Raw genomic sequence first — 22416 nt, forward strand, 5'->3', positions numbered from 1 at the left:
ACGGACTATATGCTTATTTTTGGCTTCGCTATACTTGTTACTTACAAGACCATAGTTTTATCCTGCCTTACCTAAGTTTAAATTAAAAAGGCCTTAAAATTATACAAAAATCTCCGGTTCGATTTTTTCTATATCTTTACTGATTTTAGTTAAAAAATAACCTCTTAAAAGAAAATACTCCCTCCTTGTTAAAACCGATGCCTCTATAACAGCTGTTTCACCTAATATTATCACGCTATCGTGAATGATGTCTAATCCTAGACCATTAAAAAGCCTATAAAACATTAGCGGCAGTATCGCGATAGAAATTATCACACCGAAAATATACCAAAAATGCTGCTCCTCGCCTCTAATTACCGTTAAAACGAAAAAAGCCATAAAAACATATATTGATATTATGATAAGACATAGATATTTTATCTTTTTAGGGATTTCCAAATAAGACGGCCCGGTGGTTCTTTTTATCGTCAAATTTTTAGATAATTTTATCGAGCTTAAAACCAAATCATCCTTTGCAGAAAAAAGTTCAATTTCGTTATTTTTAAATCTTACATAGCATTTGCCTAAATTTGAGTACTTTGATAATGAATTAAGGGGATAATTAAAACACAAAAATACTAAAAACAGTATTTGAAATATACTAAATTTGCCGCTTATAGCCATAGCTAAAGTAGCAGCTATAATTATACCGCCTATAATAGCATTTAAAGTTATTGCATGATACTTCACAATTATCGGCTCTTTATCGTAATCCCTCACAAATTTCTTCGAGCCGGGATTTGTCAAATTTGGATTGTGAGGATTGTAGTTTAAATTTTGTGCTTGATTGTATACTGTGTTCAAATTTTATTCCTTTAAATCATATTTTTTAAACAACTAAAACAAATTTAAAATATTTAATAATGAAATCTTACTATCGATAATCTTAAATGGATATTAAATCCAAATTATCATTTAGTGTAATCGTTTTAAAAGGAAACATCTTAAAAAATTTATACCCATTTACAGCCTTATCATCCGTATAACCGTAAGTAGTATTTGATACCGTATGATTTCCAAACAGTTCGTTACCGTTATCTATCTTACCGTTACCGTTTTTATCTAGCGCCAGCAGTCCCGTCATCCTTTTCTATCCAAGCGGTTGCTTCTTTAAAACCGTTGTTATCGTGATCAAAATACACGGTGTTGATAGTCTCTTAATAGTATCGAATTGAAAAGTAGTTGCCACAATTTATCTGACCGCCCTTTAACAAGTCTGAGAAATAATTGATTATCTCATCACTTAACCCAAAAGAATACAATAATCTCTCTTCTGCCCTGTTTAGCTCACTAGTAGCTCCACTAATTCTTTCGTCCGAATTACCCATTTGTCATCTCCTTTATTAAAAAAATTTTATACTTTCAACGCCTTTTATATCCATATCTAAATTTACATGAAATTTTATTAAAAAATATTCTTTTAGTAAATCGTGGTCTTTTTGATTAAAAAAACAGATTGTTGCACCGACAGTAACAATCCTTATACCATAATCCCAACCTATTCTAATCACAAATTTTTGCGAATATTTCCAAAAATTTGTAAGATTTTCATTTGATTTTTTATAAAGCAACATACGAAATAGAATATCGTATATAATTGCCAAAAATAAAACAAAAACATAAATAAATAAACCTACTATAAATTCGCTATCAAAAGTAAATATAAAACCACCTATTGATAGAATTAAAATAGGATATATTGTCATGAATTTTTCACTAGGTATAGTATATAAAAATGATGAAAATTCTATACCTCCAATTAAGCTATATATTTTGCGTATTTTTAAATCGTTATCGTAATATATCGCTTGCAAATCATTTGAAAGTAAAACATAGCGTTCTTTTAAAAATATAGTTATCAAATAAGAAATAAATAAAAATCCCACAAGCACCAAAAATAAGATACGAATTTTTCTTATTATTTCATCAAATTGACCAAATTTGATGTGGTCTTGTATTACAAGAGCAAAAATAAAATAAATAAGGAAAAATATTAAATTTAAAAAATCGTGAATCAACATTTCTCTACTGTAATCCCGCAAAACCAGCGGCTCTTTATCATAATCCCTCGAAAATTTCTTTGAGCCTGAATTTGTCAAATTTGGATTGTGGGGATTGTTGTTTAAATTTTGAGCCTGGTTATCTGCTGAGTTCAAATTTACTCCCTTTTGTATTCTTGGTTGTCTCTTCTCTTGTCATTTTATGCTCCTTAATTATATAAACATATAGTTTCGCTTAACACGGTCAATATTAACGCCGTTTTGCAAAAACCACCGCCAAATCTCCTCATAAACTTTTTCGTTGTAAATATAGATGGAAAAATATTTCATACTAATTGGAAATGCTTTGAAATTATTGCCGTACCATGGCACTGCGACCCTTAAAAACGGTAAAAATCTAAAGCCTCTTAAGCTTTTGTTTAAAAATAGATAGATGATTAGTTTAAAGATTACATTGCCCAAATACATAAAAAAAACCATCGCTATAGCCATACCTTGCCAGGCAATGAGCATCATCAAAGCCATAACTAAGAAAAATATGTTATCACTTACCGGCATCTTCAGTCTCCCCTCATTAAATCCGTCAAGAGTAAAACAAAGTCCTAATTCTTCTTTGTCTATCCAGCATCTCCTTTTGACGATGCCGTTGCTTATAAACTCTATGTGTTTATTTGTAAATTTAACCTCGTGTTTAGCACGCACCGCCGTAAAAAAGTATACCACGGCGGTTACCGCCGATATAACCGACGCTAACGAAATATATTCCTCTTTGCTCGTGTAAGCTCCATAATCTGTAAAAAGGTATATGAATAAGCCGGCTAACATCATAGGTACAAAGAAAATAGTGTACGCAAAAAACCTCTCGTAGCTTTTGATAACCAGCGGCTCTTTATCGTAATCCCTCGCAAATTTCTTTGAGCCGGGATTTGTCAAATTTGGATTGTGAGGATTGTAGTTTAAATTTTGCGTCTGATTGTCTGCTGCGTTCAAATTTTGTTCCTTTTTGTATCTTTGGCTTTCCTAGCCGACATTTTTTAATAATCTCTCGTAAGCTTCATCGAGCTCAACTTTTGCGACTTCTTCTCTTGTCATGATATTCTCCTACATAAAATAATAACTTTTTCTAACATTATCGATGTCTATATCTTTTTGTAAAAAATATTCTTTGATTTCCATATAAATTTTCTCCTTATACAGATAAACCAAGTAATATCTACTAAAAAAAGTTGACTCTATGAATATAGTAAGGATAAGAAGGCTCTGCAACCTTAAGAAACGGAAATATTTTAAAGCCTTTCAAGCTACAGTTTATAACTGCATAAAAGCAAATTTTTATAAAAATATTTGACACATACATAAAGAAAAACAAAGTTATGGCTAGGCCATCTGAAAAAAATAACGGATCCGATAAATATAATATAAAGAAAAATCTCATTTCCAATCTTTTTATCTTTACTAAAATTATCATGCAGAAAAAACGGCCTACTCATATCTTCACTTTTTACCAAGCACCTTCTTTTAACTTTACCGTTTACTATAAAGTCTATGTATTTATTTGTAAATTTTATTTCGTGTTTATTAAAAATCATAAGGAATAAATACCAAGCAAGTGTATACAAAAACATAACAGGGACTATATAAAGGTCCTTATAATCGCTCGTATAGCCGTCAATAAAATCTCGAACAAAACATGCTAATACGCCGGCAAAAAATAAAGACGAGACCGGAAGCGTGACGATAAACAATCTCTCGTAGCTTTTGATAACCAGCGGCTCCTTATCGTAATCCCTCGCAAATTTCTTTGAGCTGGGATTTGTCAAATTTGGATTGTGAGGATTGTAGTTTAAATTTTGCGTCTGATTATCTACTGCGTTCAAATTTTGTTCCTTTAAATCATATTTTTAAACAACTAAAACAAATTTAAAATATTTAATAATAATATGTTACTATCGATAATCTTAAACAGCTATTAAATCCAAATTGTCATTTAGTATAATCGTTTCAAAAGGAAACGCTTTAAAATGCGCAACTCTATTTTTATAGTTTTATATCCTAAGCCCTATTTAAGGCCTCTAAATAGCTCATTTTAGCCACCTTGTCTTACTGTTGCCGTTTTTACCGCTAAGCTAAAATGTATCGTCCTTATTTATATATTCGGTCTCGTTTAAAATATTACGGTATTGTTTAATTTAGCAAAGATTACGCCACTTAAAGACCCAAAAGTCGTCTAAAATTCGCACAAGAGAAGATATTGTCGGTGGGTTTTTCGCGCCTAGCGATATTGCCGTCGTAGCAAGAGCCGGGCCGTCTATCCGTAAACGACCCGCACGCCGCAAATTTAACCGTTTTTGGCAAAATTTGCAACGAAGCTAACGCCGAAATTTCCGCCTCCAAATCGCTAAATTTTAAAATTTTCTATCTCGTTAAAATTTAGATAGCGGTAGATCTGCGCCTCTTTGCCCGCAAGCTTTTGGGGCACTATGTTCATGTATTCTGAGACGCTAGGTAGCCTGCCTAGCACGGCGCAAACGGCCGCTAGCTCGGCGCTGCCGAGATACACGCGCGCATCCATGCCCATTCGGTTATCAAAATTTCTCGTCGAGGTCGAAAACACGGTCGCGCCGTCGTTCACGCGGGCTTGGTTACCCATACAAAGCGAGCAGCCCGGCACCTCCGTGCGAGCACCCACTGCACGGAAAATATCGTAGTAGCCCTCCTTTTCTAGCAGCGCCTGATCCATCTTTGTAGGCGGTGCGATCCAAAGGCGAGTGGGCAGCGTCCCAAGCCCCCGCAGAGCCTCGCCTAGCGCGCGGTAGTGGCCGATATTGGTCATACAGCTACCCACAAACACCTCGTCGATCTTATGCGGGCGCGAGCTACTAGCCAAAATTTCGCTCAGAGTCGCGACGTCGTCGGGGTCGTTTGGGCAGGCTAGGATGGACTCAGTGATCTCATCTAAATTTATCTCGATCACCTCGGCGTAGCGCGCGTTTTTGTCGGCTCGCAGCAAGCTAGGCGCCGCTAGCCACTCGCGCATTTTTGCCGCGCGGCGCTCCAGGCTAGCCCTACTCTCATACCCCGCCTCTATCATAGCCTCGATGAGAGCGACGTTTGAGCGGACGTATTCGCAGACGCTCTGCTCGCTCAAATTTACCGCGCAGGCCGCCGCAGAGCGCTCGGCAGAAGCGTCGCTTAGCTCAAACGCCTGCTCGACTTTTAGCTCCTCCAGCCCCTCGATCTCTAAAATTTTACCTGCAAATACGTTTTTCTTGCCCTTCTTTTCGACCGTAAGCAGTCCGCGCTTGATCGCGTAGTATGGGATCGCATTTACCAGATCGCGCAGCGTCACGCCCCTTTGCAGTCGCCCGCTAAATCGCACGAGCACAGAGCCTGGCATATTTAGCGGCATAGCCCCGGACACCGCCGCAAACGCAACCAGCCCGCTACCCGCAGGAAAACTCACGCCGATAGGAAATCGCGTATGGCTGTCGCCGCCCGTGCCCACGGTGTCGGGCAGCACCATGCGGTTTAGCCACGAGTGTATGACGCCGTCGCCTGGCCTTAGGCTCACTCCGCCGCGCGAGCTCATAAATTTAGGCAGCGTCCTTTGCGTTTCAAGGTCGCTAGGCTTTGGGTAGGCCGCCGTGTGACAAAAGCTCTGCAAAACAAAATCTGCCGAAAATCCGAGGCTTGCCAGCTCCTTGATCTCGTCGCGCGTCATCGGCCCGGTAGTATCCTGCGAGCCTACGGTTAGGGTTGCCGGTTCGCAGTACTGCCCGGCTCTAACGCCCTGCACGCCGCAGGCCTTGCCCACGATCTTTTGCGCTAGCGTGTAGCCCTCGCTCTCGTTTGTTTGCGGCTGCGCGGGCTTCGCAAATATATCCTCCGCGCCCAAATTTAGCGCCGCCCTGGCCTTCGCGCAGAGCGAGCGGCCGATGATGAGCGGTATGCGCCCGCCCGCTATGATCTCGTCAAATATGGTGTTTGGCGCAAGCGTAAAACGAGCGACGGACTCGCCTTCGGGCTTGGCATTTTCGTTTAAATTTTCAAATTTAGCTTCGCCGTAAATTGAAACCGCGTCAAATTTGCCATCGGCGCTCAAATTTACCCGCCCGACGCGTAAGATCTCGCCCGCGTACGGGTAGATATCGACGACGTCGCCCGTTTCTAGCGCGCTCACGTCGGCTACGATCGGTAGCGCGCCGCTATCCTCGGCGGTGTTGAAAAATATCGGCGCGATCGCCGTTCCTATGACGATGCCGCCCGTTTTTTTATTCGGCACGCCCTCTATCTCGCGCCCGAGGTGCCACTGGATGGAGTTTATGCCGCTCTTTCGGCTACTGCCCGTACCCACGACGTCACCTGCGTAGACGACCTCGAGCCCGCTTTTTTTGAGCTCGCCGATCGTCTCTAGACTGCCTGGCTGACGCTTAACTAGCATCGCGTTTGCATGCAGCGGGATATCCGAGCGCGTATAGGCCTCGCTGGCAGGGCTTAGATCGTCGGTGTTGGTTTCGCCGGCGACCTTAAAAATCGCCGCTCTAATACGCCCAGGCAGGCACTCACGCGCCTTAAACCACTCCGCTTCCGCCCACGAGCGCAGAACTTCTAGCGCAAATTTATTGGTTTTAGCAAGCTGCGCTACGTCGTTAAAATAATCATGCACGAAAATCGTCTCTTTTAGCGCGTTACAGGCGGCCTGCGCCACGGCCTCGTCGGCGTTTTTTAGGCTCTTAAGCAGCACGATGACGCTGTATCCGCCAAGCATCGGCCGCAGTAAATTTACGGCGGCGATTTTGTCAAGGCCGCTTATCTCAAGCCCGTGATTTATAATCTCGTTTAAAAACTCCGCCTTTACCTTCGCCGCGTCGTCTACGCCCGGATTTACGCGATTTGCGAGTAAATTTACGAGCCGCTTTATCCTCTTTTGATTTTCATCTAGCCTTGCGGCGATAATCGCTTCGCCCTCACCGCCCGGCTCCATCGGCGGTACGCGTCCTGAAAGTAAGCCTAGATACTCCCTCTCGTGTGCGCTTTCAAGCTTTAAAAGCTCGCAAACCCCCCTCGTTTGCTCCTCATTTAGCGGTAGCGGCGGCACGCCTAGGGCCTCGCGCTCTTTTACGTGTTTTTCGTACTGCGTGAAAAAGTCCATCTTTTATCCTTATTAAAATTTACGTAATTTTAGCAAAACAAAGCGAAATTTGGCTAAATTTAAGCACTTGATTTTAAGGAATTACGATGCAAAAAGTGTATTTTAACTCGCCTATCGGCGTTTTGGAGATTTGCGGCGACGAGAGCGGAGTTTGCGAGATAAATTTCGTGCGAGAATTCGTCCGCACGGACGTAACGGATGCAAATTTAAAGCTTTGCTTAAGCGAGCTTGAAAGCTATTTTAAAGGTGAGCTTAAAACCTTTAAAACGCGGCTAAATATCGGCGGCACGGCGTTTCAAAGGTGCGTTTACGAAAATCTGCAAAAGATTCCTTTCGGGCAGCGCGTCACGTACGCCCAGCTGGCAGCGATAACGGGGCGACCGAGGGCGTTTCGCGCGGCAGGCTCGGCAAACGCAAAAAACAAAATCCCAATCATCGTGCCTTGCCACAGAGTCGTCGCCTCAAACGGCCTTGGCGGATACAGCGGCGGCGAAGGGCTGGCGACTAAAATTTGGCTTTTGGAGCATGAAGCGAAATTTAAAGATAAAGTTTAGCATCTTTAAAATTTAACGGTGTAAATTCATCCAAACAAGCGCAAAATTGACGGCTTAATTTTAGTTAAACTTAAGCCTGACTACACGAAGCGCGGCACCGTTTTTAGTCGGCAAAATGCGAGGTAAATTTGCCGAAACCCAAATCTAGCAAGCAAATAAACTCAGCCCGTTTCAAAACTCAAATTTAAATACAAAGTCGCCGGTAAATTTGAGGCAGAAATATATCTGCAAAAAGGCAAAAGCAAATTTAAACCGCAAACAAAAAACGCAAATTTGACCGAAAACCGCGCCGCCTTGGCTTTTTGCGCCATCTTGCCAGGCAGTAAAATTTCAAAAATAGCAAAATTTATCGTCCAAAACCCCGCTTAAAAAACAACAGCCAAAAACATCTCTTAAACCGGCGCATACCGCTAAATTTTACTTTTTACCCTTGGCTTGCGTGAGATCTCTACGATTTAAAAACCACACTATAAATAGAAAAAAGGCGGCTATTTTTAAGCATGCGTAGATGAGATCCATGTTTTTCTGGGGCGTTTGCAGTTCATCTTCGTAGCTATATTTGACGTAAACCTTGCCTGCATCATCTTCTAGCTGCAAGATTTCGTTGCCTAGCGGCATTACCTTGCTATATATAACCGCCCTCTTTTTTATGAGCGGTCTATATTTATCGTCATCTCTGCTGTCTATGTAGTATGATACCGCCGAGCCGTCGTCTAGCCTCAGTTTTAGCTTTCCGTCGCCTTTTAGACCGTAGTTTGCGGACTCCACCGTCCCTATGTTTTTCGCGAGTTCGTTTAGCGGTTTATAATCGCTATAAAAGACCATATCCTTGATAACAAACAGGATCAAAGTAAGACACAAACCAACCATAGCCATCAAAAATGCCGAAAAGATACTTCTTAAGGCAGAGCCGTTACCGTAAAATCCCCTTTTTATAAAAACTACATACAAATACGAGTTTTTGATTTTTTCTTTAAATTTCTCCAAATTTAGCTCCCGTTACTTGATACTATTTATCCGCAAAAGCCAGCGTAAACACGCCGCTAGCGATCAGCGCGATACCGATCCACTCTCGCGCGCTCGGGCGCTCGCCCAAAAATACAACCGCAAAAACAACAACCAAAACGACGCTAAGCTTATCTATGGGCGCTACCTGCGACGCAGAGCCTATCTGAAGCGCCTTAAAATACGCCAGCCACGACGCGCCCGTCGCAAGTCCGCTAAGCGCCAAAAATACCCAGTTTCGCGCGCCAAGCTCACCAAGCGGCTGCCACTTTTTGGCATAGGTTAGAAACAAAATCAGCGCCGCAGCGATAACCAGCGTCCTGATAAAGGTCGCGAAATTTGAGTCCACGCCCTCAAGCCCGACCTTGGCGAAGATCGCCGTAAGCGCGGCAAAAACCGCCGAAGCTAGCGCCCATAAAGCCCACTCTTGCATGATTTATCCTTTTTTGCGATTATAGTCTGATTTGGATAAATTTAGGGCAGGCATCGAGGCGGTAGAATCAAAAAATAGCTTAAATCAAGCTAAATCATGCGGCCTTTTTTAGCGCGCGATTTAGCCGCGCAGTATTTACAAGGTCGCAAGTACCGTCAAATTTAAAACTAAAAATCGCAGCAAACTTAAATCTACTTGCGGCGTGCCGAGTAAAATCAAATACCAAAAACGCGATACCGAGTAAATTTTAGTCCTAAAATTTACGCAAGCAGCGCAAAACGCGACTTGAAATATCAAAAGGCCGAGTGAAATTTGGCGGCTTACTAGCGGTTTTAAATTTTAGCCGGCAGCCATAAGAATCCGCGAAAGTCACTAAAATGCGTCAATTCTCGGCATATATCAAGCAATCCAAACAGGCTAAATTTAAGGCCCTTATAAAATTTTGTCTAATCAAAAATACGCAATTTAAGGCCTTGAAATTAGCGTTAAATCGCTTTTTACCCAAGCCCCGCCCTATCTTTAGCCGCTTGCGTGATGTCCTCTTCGTAGTCGTAGTATTCAAACATCGCGCCGTGCTGAAACGCGCCGTTTAGGATGTCGCCGCTTTGGCGATTTTTGAGGTCTATCTCGGCGATCTTAAAGCCGTCCAGCGTCTGGCAAAACTCCCTCAGTCGCGACGGCGGATTTTTAAGCTTCGTAAACAAAAAGCAAAATCCGCTCCCGCCGTTTCGCCCTACTCGTCCGCGCAACTGATGCAGGCTTGCTAGCCCTAGCCTTTCCGCACCCACGATCACGATAGTGCTAAGCCTTGGCAGCGAGATGCCGACCTCGACCACCGTCGTCGATAGCAGCACGTCTCCGCGCTCGCGAAATTCGCGCAGAACTTGCTCTTTTTCTTTGTCTTTGCCGTGCGTGACGTAGACGTTTGCAAAATTTGCCCGCCAAAACCCCTGCGCCTCCTCTAGCCCCTGGTAGTTCGAGCTTTCGCTGCCCTCTACGAGCGGGTATATCACGGCGACTTGCTTGCCTTTAGCGATTTGTGCTTTGATATGCGTCAGTAGCTCGCCAAAGTCCGCGCTTTGTAAAATTTGCGTGTGGATGCGCTTTTCAAAAGGCATCTGCCGCAGGAAACTAAACTCCGCAAAGCTGCTTTGTATCATACTTAGCGTGCGCGGGATCGGCGTCGCCGAAAACTGTACCACGTGAGATCTAGTCTCATTCGCCGCTTTTGCTTGCTTATTTCCTTTTTCGGGTGCGGTTGCGGTCAAATTTACCTGCTCGCCGCCGTCAAATTCGCCGTCCGCCTCGTCAAGCTGCGGGTCTTGCCCAAGCCCTCCGCTAGCTAGAGCGTTGATTTTCTCGCGTTGATTTGAGCCGAAACGGTGCTGCTCGTCTATCATAACAAGCGGCGCTGCGGGCAAGCTTTGATAGAGCAAAACGTGCGTGCCGATGATGAGATTTACGCCGTCAAATTCGGGCTTGTCGCCGCTTTTAACAAGCAAAACCCGCATAAAATCAGGCAGCAAACGCGCCGCCTCGGCGTAAATTTGCTCGGCTAGTATCGACGTGGGCGCCATGATGAGCGCAGGGCCGGGATAGACGCTAAGCGCGGCAGCTAGCATAACGAGCGTCTTGCCGCTGCCCACATCACCCATCACGACGCGTCGCACCGCATCTTTGCCGATAAAGTCCGCTCGCAAATCGGCGATAGCGTTTAGCTGGTCGGAAGTCGGCGCAAACGGCAAATTTTTAAGCCACAAAGAGATATCAAAAAGATTGATTTTAGGCGCCTTAAAGTGAGTTTTTTTAGCGTTTAGCTTTTTTAGGTAGTTGTAAATTTCAACGAATTTTAGCACCTCTTCGCCCGCTTTTTCTCGCACGAGTGCGTCCAGCATCGCCACGCTTTTTTCGTCTCCTCTGTGCAGATCTAGCAAAAACTCGGCCTCCTTAGGCGCAAGTCCAGCCTCAAGCAAATTGGGCAAATTTACGTATTTTTGGATCAAATTTTTAAACGAATCGTCTCTGAGAGAGAGCTTGTATTTGGGTATGATTTCGTTTATTTTCGTGACGATTTTGGGATTGGTTAGCTGCCACGAGCCGTAGGCGTAGGCGCATTTGCCGCTCACGAACACGCTTTTGCCGACCTTAAATGCGCCGTGATGCCAAGGCTTGGCGTTAAAAATTACGATTTTGGCGTTTTGCTCCCACGCCTCGCACCAGCATACGGCGTGCAGCATTCCGCCTTGGCGATACGCGCTTTTTATCTCTACGGCGACGCTCACGTGCCCGTCTTTTGGTGCGGCGGCCAGGCTCGTATCCTCAAAGCTTTTAGGAAGCTTAAGCGCGAGGTCGAGCAGAGTGGTTACGCCGATTTTTTTTAGATTTATTCTGTCTTTTTCATCAAATTTCATTGTAAAGCACGGCAAAACTGAGCTTTTCTATCTCCGCATGCTCCGCGATAAACGCGTTTAGCTCAGCAAGCTTTAGCTTCGAGATTTTTTCTAGCTCGTCTTTAAAATTTCCTAGTTTAAAGCCGTTATAAAACTCGCTCTGAGCGATGTTTAAGCGGTTAAAAAGCGTCTCTTGGCGTAGCGGCTGCGAGCCTAACAAAAATCTTTTAGCCTGCGCTAGCTCGCCGGCTTTCACGCCGTTTTTGACGAATTTTGCAAATTCGTCTTTCACGACCGCGACCGCCTCGCTCCTGCTTTCGTTTTTGGTTTGTAGATAGCCCCAAATTTGAGAATGGCTGAGCGCAAATTCGCTCCTAGCATACGCCGAATACGCCAGCCCTCGCTTTACGCGGATCTCCTCCATCAGTCTACTGCCAAAGCCGCCTTCGCCCAAAATAAACGTCGCGACCTTAGCCTTATATCGCTCCTCGCGGGAAACGTCAAAAGGCGCGCCGAAGTAAATATAGGCTTGCTCGCTAGGTTTGATGATGGCTTTTTCGCCGCATTTTTCATCGGTTTTTAAAAGCCTTAGCTCGCGCGGCTTGCCCGCCTTTAAGGGGCTTAAAATCTCGTCTAAATTTAGCTCCCCCGGCGCCACTTCGCCGCCCAGCACTACGAATAAATTTGCCAAATCAAGCTTGCTAGCGATGAAATTTTTAACGTCCTCTAGCGTGATACTCTCCACGCTTTGCTTCGTGCCGATGCTAGGCCTTGCTAAATTCGTACCAGGATACAGCAGTCCGTTTAGCGCGACTCTAGCTAGATAGTCGTAGTCGCTCTCGTTGCTAGATATCTCGCCCAGAGTCAGAGTTCGCACCTTCTCAAAGCTTTTTTGGCTTAAATTGGGCTCCTCTAAAAGCTCTTTTAGTTTAGCAAGCGCAAAAGAAAAGTGCTCCTTTAGGCAGTTTAGCTCAAACGCAAAGGTCTCAAATCCCACGCTCGCGTAAAGACTAATCGCGCGCGTTTCAAGCTCTTTAGCAAAGCCCGCCGCACCCTTGCTTAGCGTTCCTTCGTCAAAAATTTTAGCGACGAATTTAGCAAGTCCGGCCTTTTCCTCCGCGCAAGCTCCGGCGACCTTAAAAATAAGCTTTAGGCTCACCGCGGGCAGGGTTTTGCTAGCCTCGTAAACGGTCGGGATTTGTAAATTTGCGGCTTTTAAATTTATGATTTTCATCAATAAAACCTTTCTAAAATGTCATAATTTGTATTGCGTTTGGCGGGTTTTTCGCCGATGTCTTTGATGAGGCGTATCATCTCGTCTTGATTCATGCGGTAGCTAGCGCCCGCGGCCTTGACGACGTTTTCCTCCATCATCGTGCTGCCTAGGTCGTTTGCGCCAAACAGTAGCGCCAACTGCCCGATGTAGCTGCCCTGCGTGACCCAGCTGCTTTGGATGTTGGGTACGTTGTCTAAAAACAGCCTAGAGACCGCAAGCAGGCGCAAATAGCGATTCGAGCTTTGCTTTTTAATCTCGGGACGTTCGGCGGCTAGGCGCGTGTTTAGCCCCTGAAAGCTCCACAATATAAACGCTCTAAAGCCGCCCGTCTCATCCTGCAAGCTCCTGATATGCTCCCAGTGCTCCACGATCTCGCGCGTGGTTTCGACGGTGCCAAACATCATCGTAGCCGTCGTCTTTAGCCCTTCCTCGTGCGCCTCGCGGTGGATGCGCAGCCAAGTCTCTACGTCGCATTTTTTAGGCGCGATCACGTCTCGGACGCGGTCGCTAAGTATCTCTGCTCCGGCTCCTGGCATCGAGTAGAGCCCCTTTTCTCGCAGACGGCGTAGCGCCTCTCTGGTGCTAATGCGCGAGATCCTCGCGATATAGTCGATCTCGACCGCTGAAAATCCATGTATCGTGATGCTTGGGTATTTTTTAGCGATAAACTCCACGAGATCCTCGTCCCACTCGATTTTTAACTTCGGATGCACGCCGCCTTGAAACAAAATTTGCGTCCCGCCGATAGCGATGAGCTCCTCGATCTTTTGCCCGATCTCGTCAAAGCCGAGTACATAAGCGTCCTCGTCCTTGTGATCGCGGTAAAACGCGCAAAATTTACAGTCCACCCAGCACGCGTTCGTGTAGTTGATGTTTCTATCTACGATAAAGGTCGTGACGCCCTGAGGATGCAGCTCGCGTTTGCGCGCTAAAGCCATCGCTCCAAGCTCGTTTAGCTCGGCGTTTTCTATCAAATTTACCGCCTCGTCCACGCTTAGTCTATTCAAATTTTTCCTTTAAATTTTTTACGCGAGTTTAGCGAAAAACGCTTTTATCTTTGATAAATTCGCGTTTTTTAACTTCTTGCGGATATCGTTTCGCGCTTCAACGCAAAGGAAAAAGAAATGATTTTAAAATCCGTAAAAAACGCGGCCAAGCTAAGAAATTTAGCCCTTTTGGCGGTAGCTACTATGTCGATGTCTCGTCGCGCCATAAAAAGCTCGCTCGCAAAGACAACTGAGACGTGCCTAGACGTCATCAAGGCGGGCGTGACGGTCTGTGCTGCCGCAGATAGCCGCTCTCCCGCATAAACTGCGGCGTCAAATTTGCCGCGGCTTTTTAAATTTAACCCATTTTGCCGCCCGCTTAAATTTAACCCGATTTATAAAGCTTAAATTTGATAAAATCGCGAGATATTTTATCAAAGGAGAAAAGATGAAAAATTTAGTTTTAGCTGCGATTTTGGCGCTATTTTTTGTAGGCTGCGCGGCAAACAAACCGGCTCCCGCCGAACAAAACGCACAGGAGTATCGCCACGCCACCCAGATAAAAGACGCTAGCTGCGCACAGTCTCACGCAGAGATGAAAGAGTGCCCTCATCACGGAAATCACGGAGCGGATAAAGGTCACGGCTGCGGCGGCGAGAGCGACAAATCAAAGTTATACCCAAAATGCGACGCAAAAGCGCAAGGCTGCGCGCAGCATAAAGGTTGCGCTCATCATGAAAAAAGCTGCGTAAGCGACGAAGCGCTCGCCTGCCCTCATCACAAGCACTAAAATTTAAATGCGGTCAAGGTCAAATTTGATCGCATTTCCCCATCAAATTTGCGCCTGCCGGCAACATAAAACCAAGTTAAATTTCGCTGCAAAGTAGTTAAATTTCGGTTTTAGTCTCGTCGTCTAAAATTTTAAGCAAGCTGGGCATCCTAAACTCGCCGCTCATCCCCTTTACTAGCCGTGCCGCTTCGTCTACATCCATACCGATCGCGCTAATAAAAAGCGGCCTTTTGCTACCGCCTCTGCAAATTTCTCTTACAAATTTGCAGCTACCTTTAAAAGGCGATTTAGCTACACCCACGATCTGCACTCTGCGCTCCAAGCACTCGTATAAATGCCCGCCCAGACCGTATCCGCCCTCGTCGTCAATATAAACGAAACCGTCGATCACGATGAGCGAGATATCCCGCACATCCAAATCCTGCAAAAGCGAGACGATGCACGGTAGCTCCCTTTTATAAAAGCTTCCGCTCTCATAGGGCGCTACGCCGTCCACTACTTTTGAGATGATTTTGAGCGGCTTTTCGTCGCTAAAGTTTTCAAACAAAACCCCTACGACTTTAGCCTTGTTTCCCGTATAATACGCATCTACGGCAAGTTTCATCGATATCTTTTAAATTTGAGCGGCAAAAGGCGACTTATTAAGCCGCCCCAAAAGCTCAAATTTAATCCCTCTCCAAAACGACTTTATTGCCTTTGGTGCCGAGCACGCGTACCTTTGCACCCTCGGCTAAATTTCCGTCATAGCGCCACAAAGTACCTTTAAAATAAACCATGCCCTCTCTGATCTCGCCCTCGCCGCTCTCGTTTAAAAAATCGTCTTTGACCTCGCTTTCGTGCTGGTTAAATTTGGCCTTTAGCGGCTTTCTGAGTGCAAAAAGCAGGACTAGGGAGACGATAGCGATGAGTAAAATTTGATACTCCCAAGCGATATCTACAAAAAATCCCAAAACTCCGACCGCCAAAAATCCAAGTCCGAAAAATAGCACGAAAAAGCTGCCCAGCATAAACTCGAGCATGATTAGCCCCACGCCCGCAGCCAGTATGTAGTAGGCAGATATCATTTTGCTGCCCTAGCGCCCAAAAAGTCCTTTAAAACGCTTAAAGAGCCGATAAGCTCGGTCGCTTCGTAAGGCACTAAAATTTTATCTTTCGAGCCGTTTTTGGCTAGCTCGTTAAAGGCTCCGACGCGGTCGCGCGCGAGCAGGAACTCAGCGGCTTTGGCGTTTTGCGCCATGCTTTCGTTTATCATATCCATCGCCTCTTTTTGAGCCGTCGCTAGCGCGATTTGCTCGTATTTTTTCGCATCGGCCATACGCTCGATGGCTTCGGCTTGCAATACTTTTTCTTGTTTTAGCGCCTCGGCGTTGCGGATGAGTGCCTCTTTTTCAGCCTGCGCTTTTAGCTCGATCGCGCGTTTTTCGCGCTCGGCTTTCATTTGTAGGTTCATCGCCTCTTCGATTCCTTGAGGCACGGAGATTTCGGAGATCTCGACGCGCATGATCTTTACGCCCCAGTTATCGGCGGCGTCTCCGAGCGCTCTTTGCAGCGCGGAGTTTAGGCGGTCGCGCGAGCTAAGCGTATCATCAAGGTTCATCGCACCTATCTCGCCTCTTAGCGTAGTCATGGCCAAATTTGCGATCGCGCGCTTATAGCTATCGACGTTATACAGAGCCATTTTGCCGTCTACGACCTTTAAAAACACGATGCCGTCGACGCTGATATTTACGTTGTCTTTGGTGATGACTTGCTGCTTCGTGATATCTACTAGCTGCTCTCTAACGGTGATTTGCGCGCGGATCTGATCGACAAAAGGGATGATGATGTGAAATCCGCTGTCAAGCACCTTGTGAAATTTGCCCAAACGCTCGACGATGTAGATATCAGACTGCGAGATAATCTTGATACCGGCTTTTAAAAACAAGACCGCGAAGGCCAGCACGACCACGGCAAATACGATAAACGGGATGCTCTCTTCCATGACTACTCCTTAAAATATTTTTTATCATTCTAGCCGCTTTTTGCTAAAATTTCGCCATTTTAGCGGAAAATTTTTAGTATAATTAGCCAAAATTTTAAGGATAAATCATGAAAAATATTTTATTTTTAGCTACGGCTGCGATGATATTTGCAGGCTGTGCGACCGGCGGAAGTGCCGTAAATAACAAAAAATGCGGCGGCACGGAGGTTTTTGAAACGTGCGGCGCCGAAATAGATAAGGAAAATTTGATCGGAGTTTACGAGGCTAAGGTGTTTTGCGACGGTTGTAGCGAAAACTCAAAAAGCACGCTAATCCTAAACGCGGACGGGACGTTTAAAATCGACACCGTTTATCAAAAAAAGATCGCGCAAAGAGAGGTGCAAAAGGGCATTTACGAGATAGAGGGCAACACCCTAAGCGTGACGAATCAATACCGCGAAAAGCTAAATTTCGAGATCAACGGCGATACGCTACGCCAGATAAGCAACCAAAACAGCTTCATCAAAGAAAATTTCGCCCAGGAGCGCATTTACAAAAAGCTAGAAGCTAACTAAGCGGCAAATTTAGCGCTCAAATTTGACCCGAAGCCAAAATGAATAAATTTATCGACCTGCTAAAAACGCAACCCGTTTTCGCGCGCCTCTCGCTCATACAGCTGATTTGTTATTTTGGCGTTTGGTTCTCGCACACGGGCATTTTCACGCTACTTATCGAGCTTGACGCGCCCGTTTGGGCTATCACGGCGGCGGCAGCGCTTGCTTTCGTGCCGGGCGTGCTGCTATCGCCTTTTAGCGGTATTGTGGTGGATAAATTTAGTCCTAAACCTATGCTAATAGCGCTCACGGTCGTAGAGATGGCGACGGTTTTTATGCTCGTTTTTATCGATAAGCTCTCCTTGCTGTGGCTGCTATTTGCGATAATATTTATCAGAGTCGGGGCCGGCGGAACCTATTTTCAGGTCGAGATGAGCCTGTTTCCCAAAATTTTAAACAAAGACGAGATAAAAACCGCAAACGAGATCCACTCGCTCATCTGGGCGTTTTCATATACCGCAGGCATGGGGCTAGCGGGCATTTATATCCATTTTTTCGGGATCAAAAGCGCCTTTTTGCTTGACTGCGCTCTTTACGGCGCGGCGCTTATCGTCCTGCTTAAAACGGACATCGCCGTGCGAGCCAAAAAAGGCGGCGAAAAAGTCCGCGAGATGCTAAAAAACGGCCTAAAATACGTAAAACAAAATCCGCTCATCGCGCATCTCATCATGCTACACGCGGTGGTGGGCGTGACTAGTTACGACGCGCTCGTAGCTCTGCTAGCCGACTATCCGTACGCTGGCCTGCTCTCGGCATCGCTCATCATCGGCTATATCAACGCCTGCCGCGCCGTCGCCCTTATCGTCGGTCCGCTCGTGCTTAGCAAATTCGTCTCAAACTCCAACCTAGTCTATATCTACGTCGGTCACGGGCTTGGCGTCATCGCGTGGAGCGCGCTTCAGTTTAACTTCTATATCGGATTTATCGGGATTTTCTGCGCGGGATTTTTTACCTCGACGCTTTGGAGCTACACCTACACGCTCATCCAGCAAAAGTGCGATCCCGCATTTTACGGCCGCATCATCGCCTATAACGATATGGTTTATCTAGGCGTCGCGGCGGTGATATCTAGCGGTATAGGACTGCTTTTTGAGCTTGGGCTTAGCCTCCCGCTGATCACGGCGCTAATAGGCTGCGTGTTTTTTGCCGGAGCGATTTATTGGATATTCGTGCGTAAAATTTATAAAGACGAACTAGCGTAAATTTACTCTGCGGCGCGGGTTTAGCAAGGCAAATTTAAGCGAGCACATTTACCGTCCGCGTCAAAAACGTAGCCGTCCGCTTACGTCAAATTTAAGCAAATTTGAGCCGAATTTGACCCAAATTTACCTCGCCTAGGCCTTAGCGTAATAAGTCGTTCCGTTTGAAATATGCTTTTTATAAAGCGTCGTAAACGGCACTAAATCAGCATGTCCGACGTAGAGTCTGCCGTGATCGCTCAAAATTTTATGAAAGCGCTCGACCGTTTTTAGCTTAAATTCCTCGTTAAAATAAATCATCATATTTCGCGAGAAAATGATGTCGAATTTGCCTAGCTTAAAGATCGCGTCGTCAAAGATATTTGCCACGCTAAACTCGCATCTAGGCAGCATCTCGCGCTTGATTTCGTACTTGCCGTCGCGTTTTGTGAAGTAGATATTTTTTTGATTGTCGTTTAAGCGGTGCAAGGAGCGCTCGTTATAAACGCCTTTTTTACAGCTATCGATAGCCTCGGAGTTTATGTCGATACCCACGATACTAACGCGGTTTACGTCGAGTAAATTTGAGTGCGCGAGCATACCTAGCGAGTATACCTCGTCGCCCGTCGAGCACGGCGCGCACAGTATCCGCACGCTATCAAGCTCCTCTCTGGCGTAGTAGATCGCGGCTTGTAGCTGCGGCAACTCTCTGTAAAAATAAGTCTCGTTCGTGGTGATTAAATTTACGATTTCTTGCCTCATAAGGCGGTCTACGACGACTTTTGAACTTAACGCTTCAAAGCTTGGAATTTCGTTTGCCTGGCAGAAATTTATTAGGCGCTGCTTTATCATGTCCTTTTTGGACTCCAGATCCACGCCGCACATATTTTTGACGACTTCGACGAATTTATTTAGCCCCGCCGCATCGCTGGGAGCGGGCGTCAAATTTGTATTTTCAAGCATGTAAAAACCTTTCTAGTTCCGCTCTTATACCGCCGATTGGTAGCGACTTTAAATTTGCGTTGATTTCTTTCGCGCGTTTTGGCATGCCGTAGACGATCGCGCTCTCCTCGCTTTCGGCGATGCATTTAGCGCCGGCTTTATATAGCTCGTTTAGCCCGCGCGCACCGTCGTCGCCGATGCCAGTTAGCAGGATCGCCATGACGTCGGCAAATTTGCAAGCCTGCACACCGGAGTGAAAAAGCACGTCTACGTTGGGGTTGTACGTGGTCTCCTTTGCCGGCGAGCACATGCCGGCCATGAGGGGGCTAGCAGAGATTATCTCCGAGTTTTTTTCGCAGATATATATCGCGCTTTTTAGCTGCGCGGGCGCGCCCAGCATCACGACCTGCGCCGCGCACTCCTTGTTAAACTGCGAGATAAAACTAGGGATGAAAGCCAGGCTCATGTGCTGCGCGATAACGACGCTAGCTCCGTTTAGCTCAAGTCCTTTAAAAAGCCTTTTTAAATGTCCCGGACCGCCCGTCGAGGCGCCGACTAAGACCAGTTTTTGTTTCAAATTTATTCCGTTTTTGAGTTAATTTTACGGCTATTTTATCTTTATTTGTATTAGATTTAGCTATAAGGCAAAATACATAAAATAGTGCAAATAATTTTATGTTAGCTAAATGCCGCGGTAAAATTTAGATGAGATTTTTGTGCTTGCGGTAGCGGCGGAATAGTCGTCAAATTTTTGCGACAAGATTAGCAGCTGTAAGCTCGGCGTTTATACCTAAATTTTATGCATTTTCTTGTATTTATCTTCAAATTTATGGCTTTTTGCTACGAGATTTTCGCCAAATTTTACTTGATAGCAGGCGGTTTTATTTTCTTTAGATGAGGCTCTTTTTTATCGTGCGTTACTACTTTTTTCTAGCGCGTGTTTCGGATGGTTTGCGCCTTTTGAGCCGTTACCGCTAGCAAAAACTAGAGCCGAAAATAAGATCAACAAAGGCAAGGCTAAAATCGCTATTATCCCGACCGTCTTTTTCGTTTAAATTTCCTAGTTCGCGCTCAAATTTGCACTTGCAATAAGCCTGCCCTCGCTTCTATTTTGCCGCGAGCGCTCTATTTTTTATTCGTCATTTGATACAAAAAGTTAAAGATTTCGGCGACTGCTTTATAGAGATTTGGCGGGACTTCCTCGTTTAGATCGACCTTGCTTAGAACCTCGATTAGATCGGCGTCCTCTTTGATCGGGATGTCGTGAGATTTGGCTAGATTTATGATGTTTTTCGCCACTTCGCCAGAACCCGTAGCTAGCACCCTAGGGGCGTTATCTTTTTGGCGATTGTAGCCAAGAGCCACGGCCTTTTTAGTTTTTTGCACTTTTGCCAAATTTACGCCTTTTTATCAAATCCCATATCAAGCTTATCCAGACCGCCGTAAACGCCGCTAAGACGCAGTTTAGGCATAGTTTTTAGGCTAAAATTCGACACTATCAGCCCCTGCTCGCCGATAGCCCTTTTTAGCTCCTTTGCGCCGCTTAAAATTAGCTCCTTAAACTCCTCTTTTTGCGTCGCAATCGCAAGGTCGATGTATTTGTTTTCGCTAAGCGCCACCATGATATTAATTTGTCCGAAATTTTGAAAATTTAGATCGATTTGCGCGTAGTGTTTTTGCTTTTTGCCCTGCTTAAACCTGATGTTTCCGCCCTCTACGCCCTCCCAGACGTAAGGCAGATAGGTCTGCACTCCGCCCGTTACCGCGGAGGCTAGCTGGTGCATCTCGATTTGAGCGAGCAGCTTTGAGGCGGCGTCTTTTACGGGGCTAGCGTCCGGGGACTTTGACTGCATGTTTAAAAGAGCGCTTTTTACGTCGTTTTGTAACACCTTTGCCGTCTCTTCGGCGCTTTTTGGCGTCACTGCGCCAAGCTCGCCGCGAGCGATATTTTGCTGTTTGATTAGCTTGCCGACTTCACCTAAGTTATTTTTTGCTTCAAAGCCCGCTTTATCGGCGATTTGCAAGGCGAAATTTAACTTTCTGGCCGCATTTTGCAGCTTATCTTGCAGCGTTGCACCCTCGCTTCCTTCCGCGCCGTCTCGGACGATTTTTTGCGCGAAATCGTTAAATTTATCCTGCGAGCCCGCAAGCGCGCCAAGCTCGTCCGTTAGCTCTTTTACCGCGCTTTTTAGCTCGGCGAAATTTAAAGCAAAGCCTCTGTTTTGACTTAGTTTTTCGCTGTTTAAATTTTGCATTTTTTCGCCCGCGCTTGCCAGCAGCTGCGAGACTTTATTTAGCTCGGCGTTTAGAGTTTTTTCGTTTAGGCTTAGCCCGCTGCCGCTCATGGCGTTTGCTTGTTTATCCATAAATTTAGCCGCGTTTTCGAGTTTATCAGCGATTTCAAAAAGCTGCTTAAAAGGCGAGCCGGCTAGCGTATCTTTGGCAGCGGTTTTAGCGTTTTGTAAAATTTGATCAAGCCTTGCAAAGCTCTCGTTCGTGCTTAGGCTGTCATCCTTAGCCAAGGCTGAAATTTGCTCCAAAAGCTGATGATTTGAGAGATTTTTTATATCACCAAACAGCTTATTTATCGCGCTAGGTAGGTTAAATTTGCCGTTTAGCGCGTCCTTTAAATTTGCCTCCAACATGATGCCCGAGTTTTTTATCTGCTCGTTTAGCGGCGCATTTTTTAGATTGGCGACGGGTTTTAAGAACTCCTTTAGTTTAAGCGCGAATTCCTTTAGGTCGGGCTCGTTTTCGGCAAGCGCGACGAGGCTTTTCATATCTTTTGCGAGATTTGGCGAGAGCTGGAGATTTTTAGCTTGCGCGGCTAGCTCTTTGGCCTGCGTAGGGCTTGATTTTAGCTCGTCTAAAAGCTTATTTACGAGCTTATCTAAATCCTTTACGGCGTTATCTGCGGCCTCGGAGCCTAAATTTTGCGAGGGCGCGGGCTGATTTTTAAAAAGATTTTTGATTTCGCCCGCCTGACCCGTCTGTCCGGCGTTTGCGCCGCCTACTCCGCCTGTTTTGGGTAGCGCGCCGCCGACTGCGGCCTGGGTCGCGACTTGCGAGCTTATAGCGTTATTTACTGATTCCATAC

At 45.5% G+C, this 22416-nt stretch carries 23 protein-coding genes; 5 read left to right on the forward strand and 18 right to left on the reverse strand.

Annotation, left to right across the window (positions count from 1 at the left end; genetic code table 11):
- Positions 1 to 99: 99 nt before the first annotated feature.
- The 6 genes from Q0218_RS09075 to Q0218_RS09100 all read right to left on the reverse strand — a co-directional run bounded on the left by Q0218_RS09075 (position 100) and on the right by Q0218_RS09100 (position 7191).
- Complete coding sequence (locus Q0218_RS09075; RefSeq protein WP_297968866.1) at positions 100 to 843, reverse strand: hypothetical protein; 744 nt, start codon at positions 841 to 843, stop codon at positions 100 to 102.
- A gap of 82 nt (positions 844 to 925) precedes the next feature.
- Positions 926 to 1123 carry a hypothetical protein gene (locus tag Q0218_RS09080; protein WP_297968868.1) on the reverse strand — a complete coding sequence of 66 codons (198 nt, stop codon included), beginning with the start codon at positions 1121 to 1123 and terminating at the stop codon, positions 926 to 928.
- 259 nt (positions 1124 to 1382) lie between these two features.
- The gene (locus Q0218_RS09085) at positions 1383 to 2195 is read right to left on the reverse strand and encodes a hypothetical protein (RefSeq protein ID WP_297968870.1); all 813 of its coding nucleotides are present in this window, start codon (positions 2193 to 2195) and stop codon (positions 1383 to 1385) included.
- 57 nt (positions 2196 to 2252) lie between these two features.
- Positions 2253 to 3029 carry a hypothetical protein gene (locus Q0218_RS09090; RefSeq protein WP_297968872.1) on the reverse strand — a complete coding sequence of 259 codons (777 nt, stop codon included), beginning with the start codon at positions 3027 to 3029 and terminating at the stop codon, positions 2253 to 2255.
- 311 nt (positions 3030 to 3340) lie between these two features.
- The gene (locus Q0218_RS09095; protein ID WP_297968874.1) at positions 3341 to 3916 is read right to left on the reverse strand and encodes a hypothetical protein; all 576 of its coding nucleotides are present in this window, start codon (positions 3914 to 3916) and stop codon (positions 3341 to 3343) included.
- Between the two features lie 521 nt (positions 3917 to 4437).
- Positions 4438 to 7191, reverse strand: a complete 2754-nt coding sequence (locus tag Q0218_RS09100; protein ID WP_297968876.1) for a bifunctional aconitate hydratase 2/2-methylisocitrate dehydratase — start codon at positions 7189 to 7191, stop codon at positions 4438 to 4440.
- 86 nt (positions 7192 to 7277) lie between these two features.
- On the opposite strand from Q0218_RS09100, the gene Q0218_RS09105 reads away from it, so the two are divergent.
- Positions 7278 to 7745 carry a methylated-DNA--[protein]-cysteine S-methyltransferase gene (locus Q0218_RS09105; RefSeq protein ID WP_297968878.1) on the forward strand — a complete coding sequence of 156 codons (468 nt, stop codon included), beginning with the start codon at positions 7278 to 7280 and terminating at the stop codon, positions 7743 to 7745.
- 417 nt (positions 7746 to 8162) lie between these two features.
- Here the strand turns inward: Q0218_RS09105 and Q0218_RS09110 are convergent, their stop codons facing one another.
- The 5 genes from Q0218_RS09110 to Q0218_RS09130 form a co-directional block, all read right to left on the reverse strand.
- Entirely contained in the window at positions 8163 to 8732 is a 570-nt protein-coding gene (locus Q0218_RS09110) for a hypothetical protein (protein ID WP_297968880.1), read from the reverse strand.
- A gap of 22 nt (positions 8733 to 8754) precedes the next feature.
- Positions 8755 to 9183: an EamA family transporter gene (locus Q0218_RS09115; RefSeq protein ID WP_297968882.1), complete on the reverse strand. Its 429-nt coding sequence runs from the start codon at positions 9181 to 9183 to the stop codon at positions 8755 to 8757.
- A gap of 497 nt (positions 9184 to 9680) precedes the next feature.
- Entirely contained in the window at positions 9681 to 11594 is a 1914-nt protein-coding gene (locus Q0218_RS09120) for a DEAD/DEAH box helicase (protein ID WP_297968884.1), read from the reverse strand.
- Positions 11584 to 12807, reverse strand: a complete 1224-nt coding sequence (locus Q0218_RS09125) for a pitrilysin family protein (protein WP_297968886.1) — start codon at positions 12805 to 12807, stop codon at positions 11584 to 11586. Before Q0218_RS09125 ends, Q0218_RS09120 begins: the two co-directional genes overlap by 11 nt.
- Complete coding sequence (locus tag Q0218_RS09130) at positions 12807 to 13856, reverse strand: dehypoxanthine futalosine cyclase (protein ID WP_297968888.1); 1050 nt, start codon at positions 13854 to 13856, stop codon at positions 12807 to 12809. Before Q0218_RS09130 ends, Q0218_RS09125 begins: the two co-directional genes overlap by 1 nt.
- A gap of 117 nt (positions 13857 to 13973) precedes the next feature.
- Between Q0218_RS09130 and Q0218_RS09135 the strand changes: the two genes are divergently transcribed.
- Together Q0218_RS09135 and Q0218_RS09140 are read left to right on the forward strand one after the other, a co-directional pair.
- The gene (locus Q0218_RS09135; RefSeq protein ID WP_297968890.1) at positions 13974 to 14159 is read left to right on the forward strand and encodes a hypothetical protein; all 186 of its coding nucleotides are present in this window, start codon (positions 13974 to 13976) and stop codon (positions 14157 to 14159) included.
- Between the two features lie 124 nt (positions 14160 to 14283).
- Entirely contained in the window at positions 14284 to 14625 is a 342-nt protein-coding gene (locus Q0218_RS09140; protein ID WP_297968892.1) for a hypothetical protein, read from the forward strand.
- A gap of 97 nt (positions 14626 to 14722) precedes the next feature.
- Here Q0218_RS09140 and Q0218_RS09145 read toward each other — a convergent pair whose 3' ends face one another.
- From Q0218_RS09145 to Q0218_RS09155, 3 genes are all read right to left on the reverse strand, one after another.
- Positions 14723 to 15229, reverse strand: coding sequence for an endonuclease V (locus Q0218_RS09145; protein ID WP_297968894.1), 507 nt, complete (start codon positions 15227 to 15229; stop codon positions 14723 to 14725).
- A 61-nt stretch (positions 15230 to 15290) separates the two neighbouring features.
- Complete coding sequence (locus Q0218_RS09150) at positions 15291 to 15689, reverse strand: NfeD family protein (protein ID WP_297968896.1); 399 nt, start codon at positions 15687 to 15689, stop codon at positions 15291 to 15293.
- Positions 15686 to 16606 (reverse strand): SPFH domain-containing protein, encoded by a 921-nt coding sequence (locus Q0218_RS09155; RefSeq protein WP_297968898.1) that lies wholly within the window; start codon positions 16604 to 16606, stop codon positions 15686 to 15688. Before Q0218_RS09155 ends, Q0218_RS09150 begins: the two co-directional genes overlap by 4 nt.
- 107 nt (positions 16607 to 16713) lie before the next feature.
- Between Q0218_RS09155 and Q0218_RS09160 the strand changes: the two genes are divergently transcribed.
- The gene (locus tag Q0218_RS09160; protein WP_297968900.1) at positions 16714 to 17160 is read left to right on the forward strand and encodes a copper resistance protein NlpE N-terminal domain-containing protein; all 447 of its coding nucleotides are present in this window, start codon (positions 16714 to 16716) and stop codon (positions 17158 to 17160) included.
- 38 nt (positions 17161 to 17198) lie between these two features.
- On the forward strand, positions 17199 to 18401 hold the full coding sequence (locus tag Q0218_RS09165) for an MFS transporter (RefSeq protein ID WP_297968903.1): 1203 nt from the start codon (positions 17199 to 17201) through the stop codon (positions 18399 to 18401).
- Positions 18402 to 18533: 132 nt separating this feature from the next.
- Here Q0218_RS09165 and Q0218_RS09170 read toward each other — a convergent pair whose 3' ends face one another.
- The 4 genes from Q0218_RS09170 to Q0218_RS09185 all read right to left on the reverse strand — a co-directional run bounded on the left by Q0218_RS09170 (position 18534) and on the right by Q0218_RS09185 (position 22414).
- Positions 18534 to 19340, reverse strand: a complete 807-nt coding sequence (locus tag Q0218_RS09170; protein ID WP_297968905.1) for a protein-glutamate O-methyltransferase CheR — start codon at positions 19338 to 19340, stop codon at positions 18534 to 18536.
- On the reverse strand, positions 19333 to 19896 hold the full coding sequence (locus Q0218_RS09175) for a CheB methylesterase domain-containing protein (RefSeq protein ID WP_297968907.1): 564 nt from the start codon (positions 19894 to 19896) through the stop codon (positions 19333 to 19335). Before Q0218_RS09175 ends, Q0218_RS09170 begins: the two co-directional genes overlap by 8 nt.
- Before the next feature lie 548 nt (positions 19897 to 20444).
- A complete protein-coding gene (locus tag Q0218_RS09180) occupies positions 20445 to 20714 on the reverse strand; it encodes a FlhB-like flagellar biosynthesis protein (protein WP_297968908.1) in 270 nt (89 codons plus the stop codon).
- 2 nt (positions 20715 to 20716) lie between these two features.
- Positions 20717 to 22414: a flagellar hook-length control protein FliK gene (locus Q0218_RS09185; protein WP_297968910.1), complete on the reverse strand. Its 1698-nt coding sequence runs from the start codon at positions 22412 to 22414 to the stop codon at positions 20717 to 20719.
- Between the last annotated feature and the right edge of the window lie 2 nt (positions 22415 to 22416).

It is taken from the genome of uncultured Campylobacter sp. (assembly GCF_938039245.1).
GTDB lineage: Bacteria > Campylobacterota > Campylobacteria > Campylobacterales > Campylobacteraceae > Campylobacter_A.

Coding starts and splice junctions, on each gene's coding strand:
- Q0218_RS09150 (WP_297968896.1), bottom strand. CDS start 15,689: ATGATATCTGCCTACTACATACTGGCTGCGGGCGTGGGGCTAATCATG.
- Q0218_RS09115 (WP_297968882.1), bottom strand. CDS start 9,183: ATGCAAGAGTGGGCTTTATGGGCGCTAGCTTCGGCGGTTTTTGCCGCG.
- Q0218_RS09140 (WP_297968892.1), top strand. CDS start 14,284: ATGAAAAATTTAGTTTTAGCTGCGATTTTGGCGCTATTTTTTGTAGGC.
- Q0218_RS09135 (WP_297968890.1), top strand. CDS start 13,974: ATGATTTTAAAATCCGTAAAAAACGCGGCCAAGCTAAGAAATTTAGCC.
- Q0218_RS09160 (WP_297968900.1), top strand. CDS start 16,714: ATGAAAAATATTTTATTTTTAGCTACGGCTGCGATGATATTTGCAGGC.
- Q0218_RS09080 (WP_297968868.1), bottom strand. CDS start 1,123: ATGACGGGACTGCTGGCGCTAGATAAAAACGGTAACGGTAAGATAGAT.
- Q0218_RS09100 (WP_297968876.1), bottom strand. CDS start 7,191: ATGGACTTTTTCACGCAGTACGAAAAACACGTAAAAGAGCGCGAGGCC.
- Q0218_RS09170 (WP_297968905.1), bottom strand. CDS start 19,340: ATGCTTGAAAATACAAATTTGACGCCCGCTCCCAGCGATGCGGCGGGG.
- Q0218_RS09105 (WP_297968878.1), top strand. CDS start 7,278: ATGCAAAAAGTGTATTTTAACTCGCCTATCGGCGTTTTGGAGATTTGC.
- Q0218_RS09185 (WP_297968910.1), bottom strand. CDS start 22,414: ATGGAATCAGTAAATAACGCTATAAGCTCGCAAGTCGCGACCCAGGCC.
- Q0218_RS09145 (WP_297968894.1), bottom strand. CDS start 15,229: ATGAAACTTGCCGTAGATGCGTATTATACGGGAAACAAGGCTAAAGTC.
- Q0218_RS09165 (WP_297968903.1), top strand. CDS start 17,199: ATGAATAAATTTATCGACCTGCTAAAAACGCAACCCGTTTTCGCGCGC.
- Q0218_RS09120 (WP_297968884.1), bottom strand. CDS start 11,594: ATGAAATTTGATGAAAAAGACAGAATAAATCTAAAAAAAATCGGCGTA.
- Q0218_RS09155 (WP_297968898.1), bottom strand. CDS start 16,606: ATGGAAGAGAGCATCCCGTTTATCGTATTTGCCGTGGTCGTGCTGGCC.
- Q0218_RS09125 (WP_297968886.1), bottom strand. CDS start 12,807: ATGAAAATCATAAATTTAAAAGCCGCAAATTTACAAATCCCGACCGTT.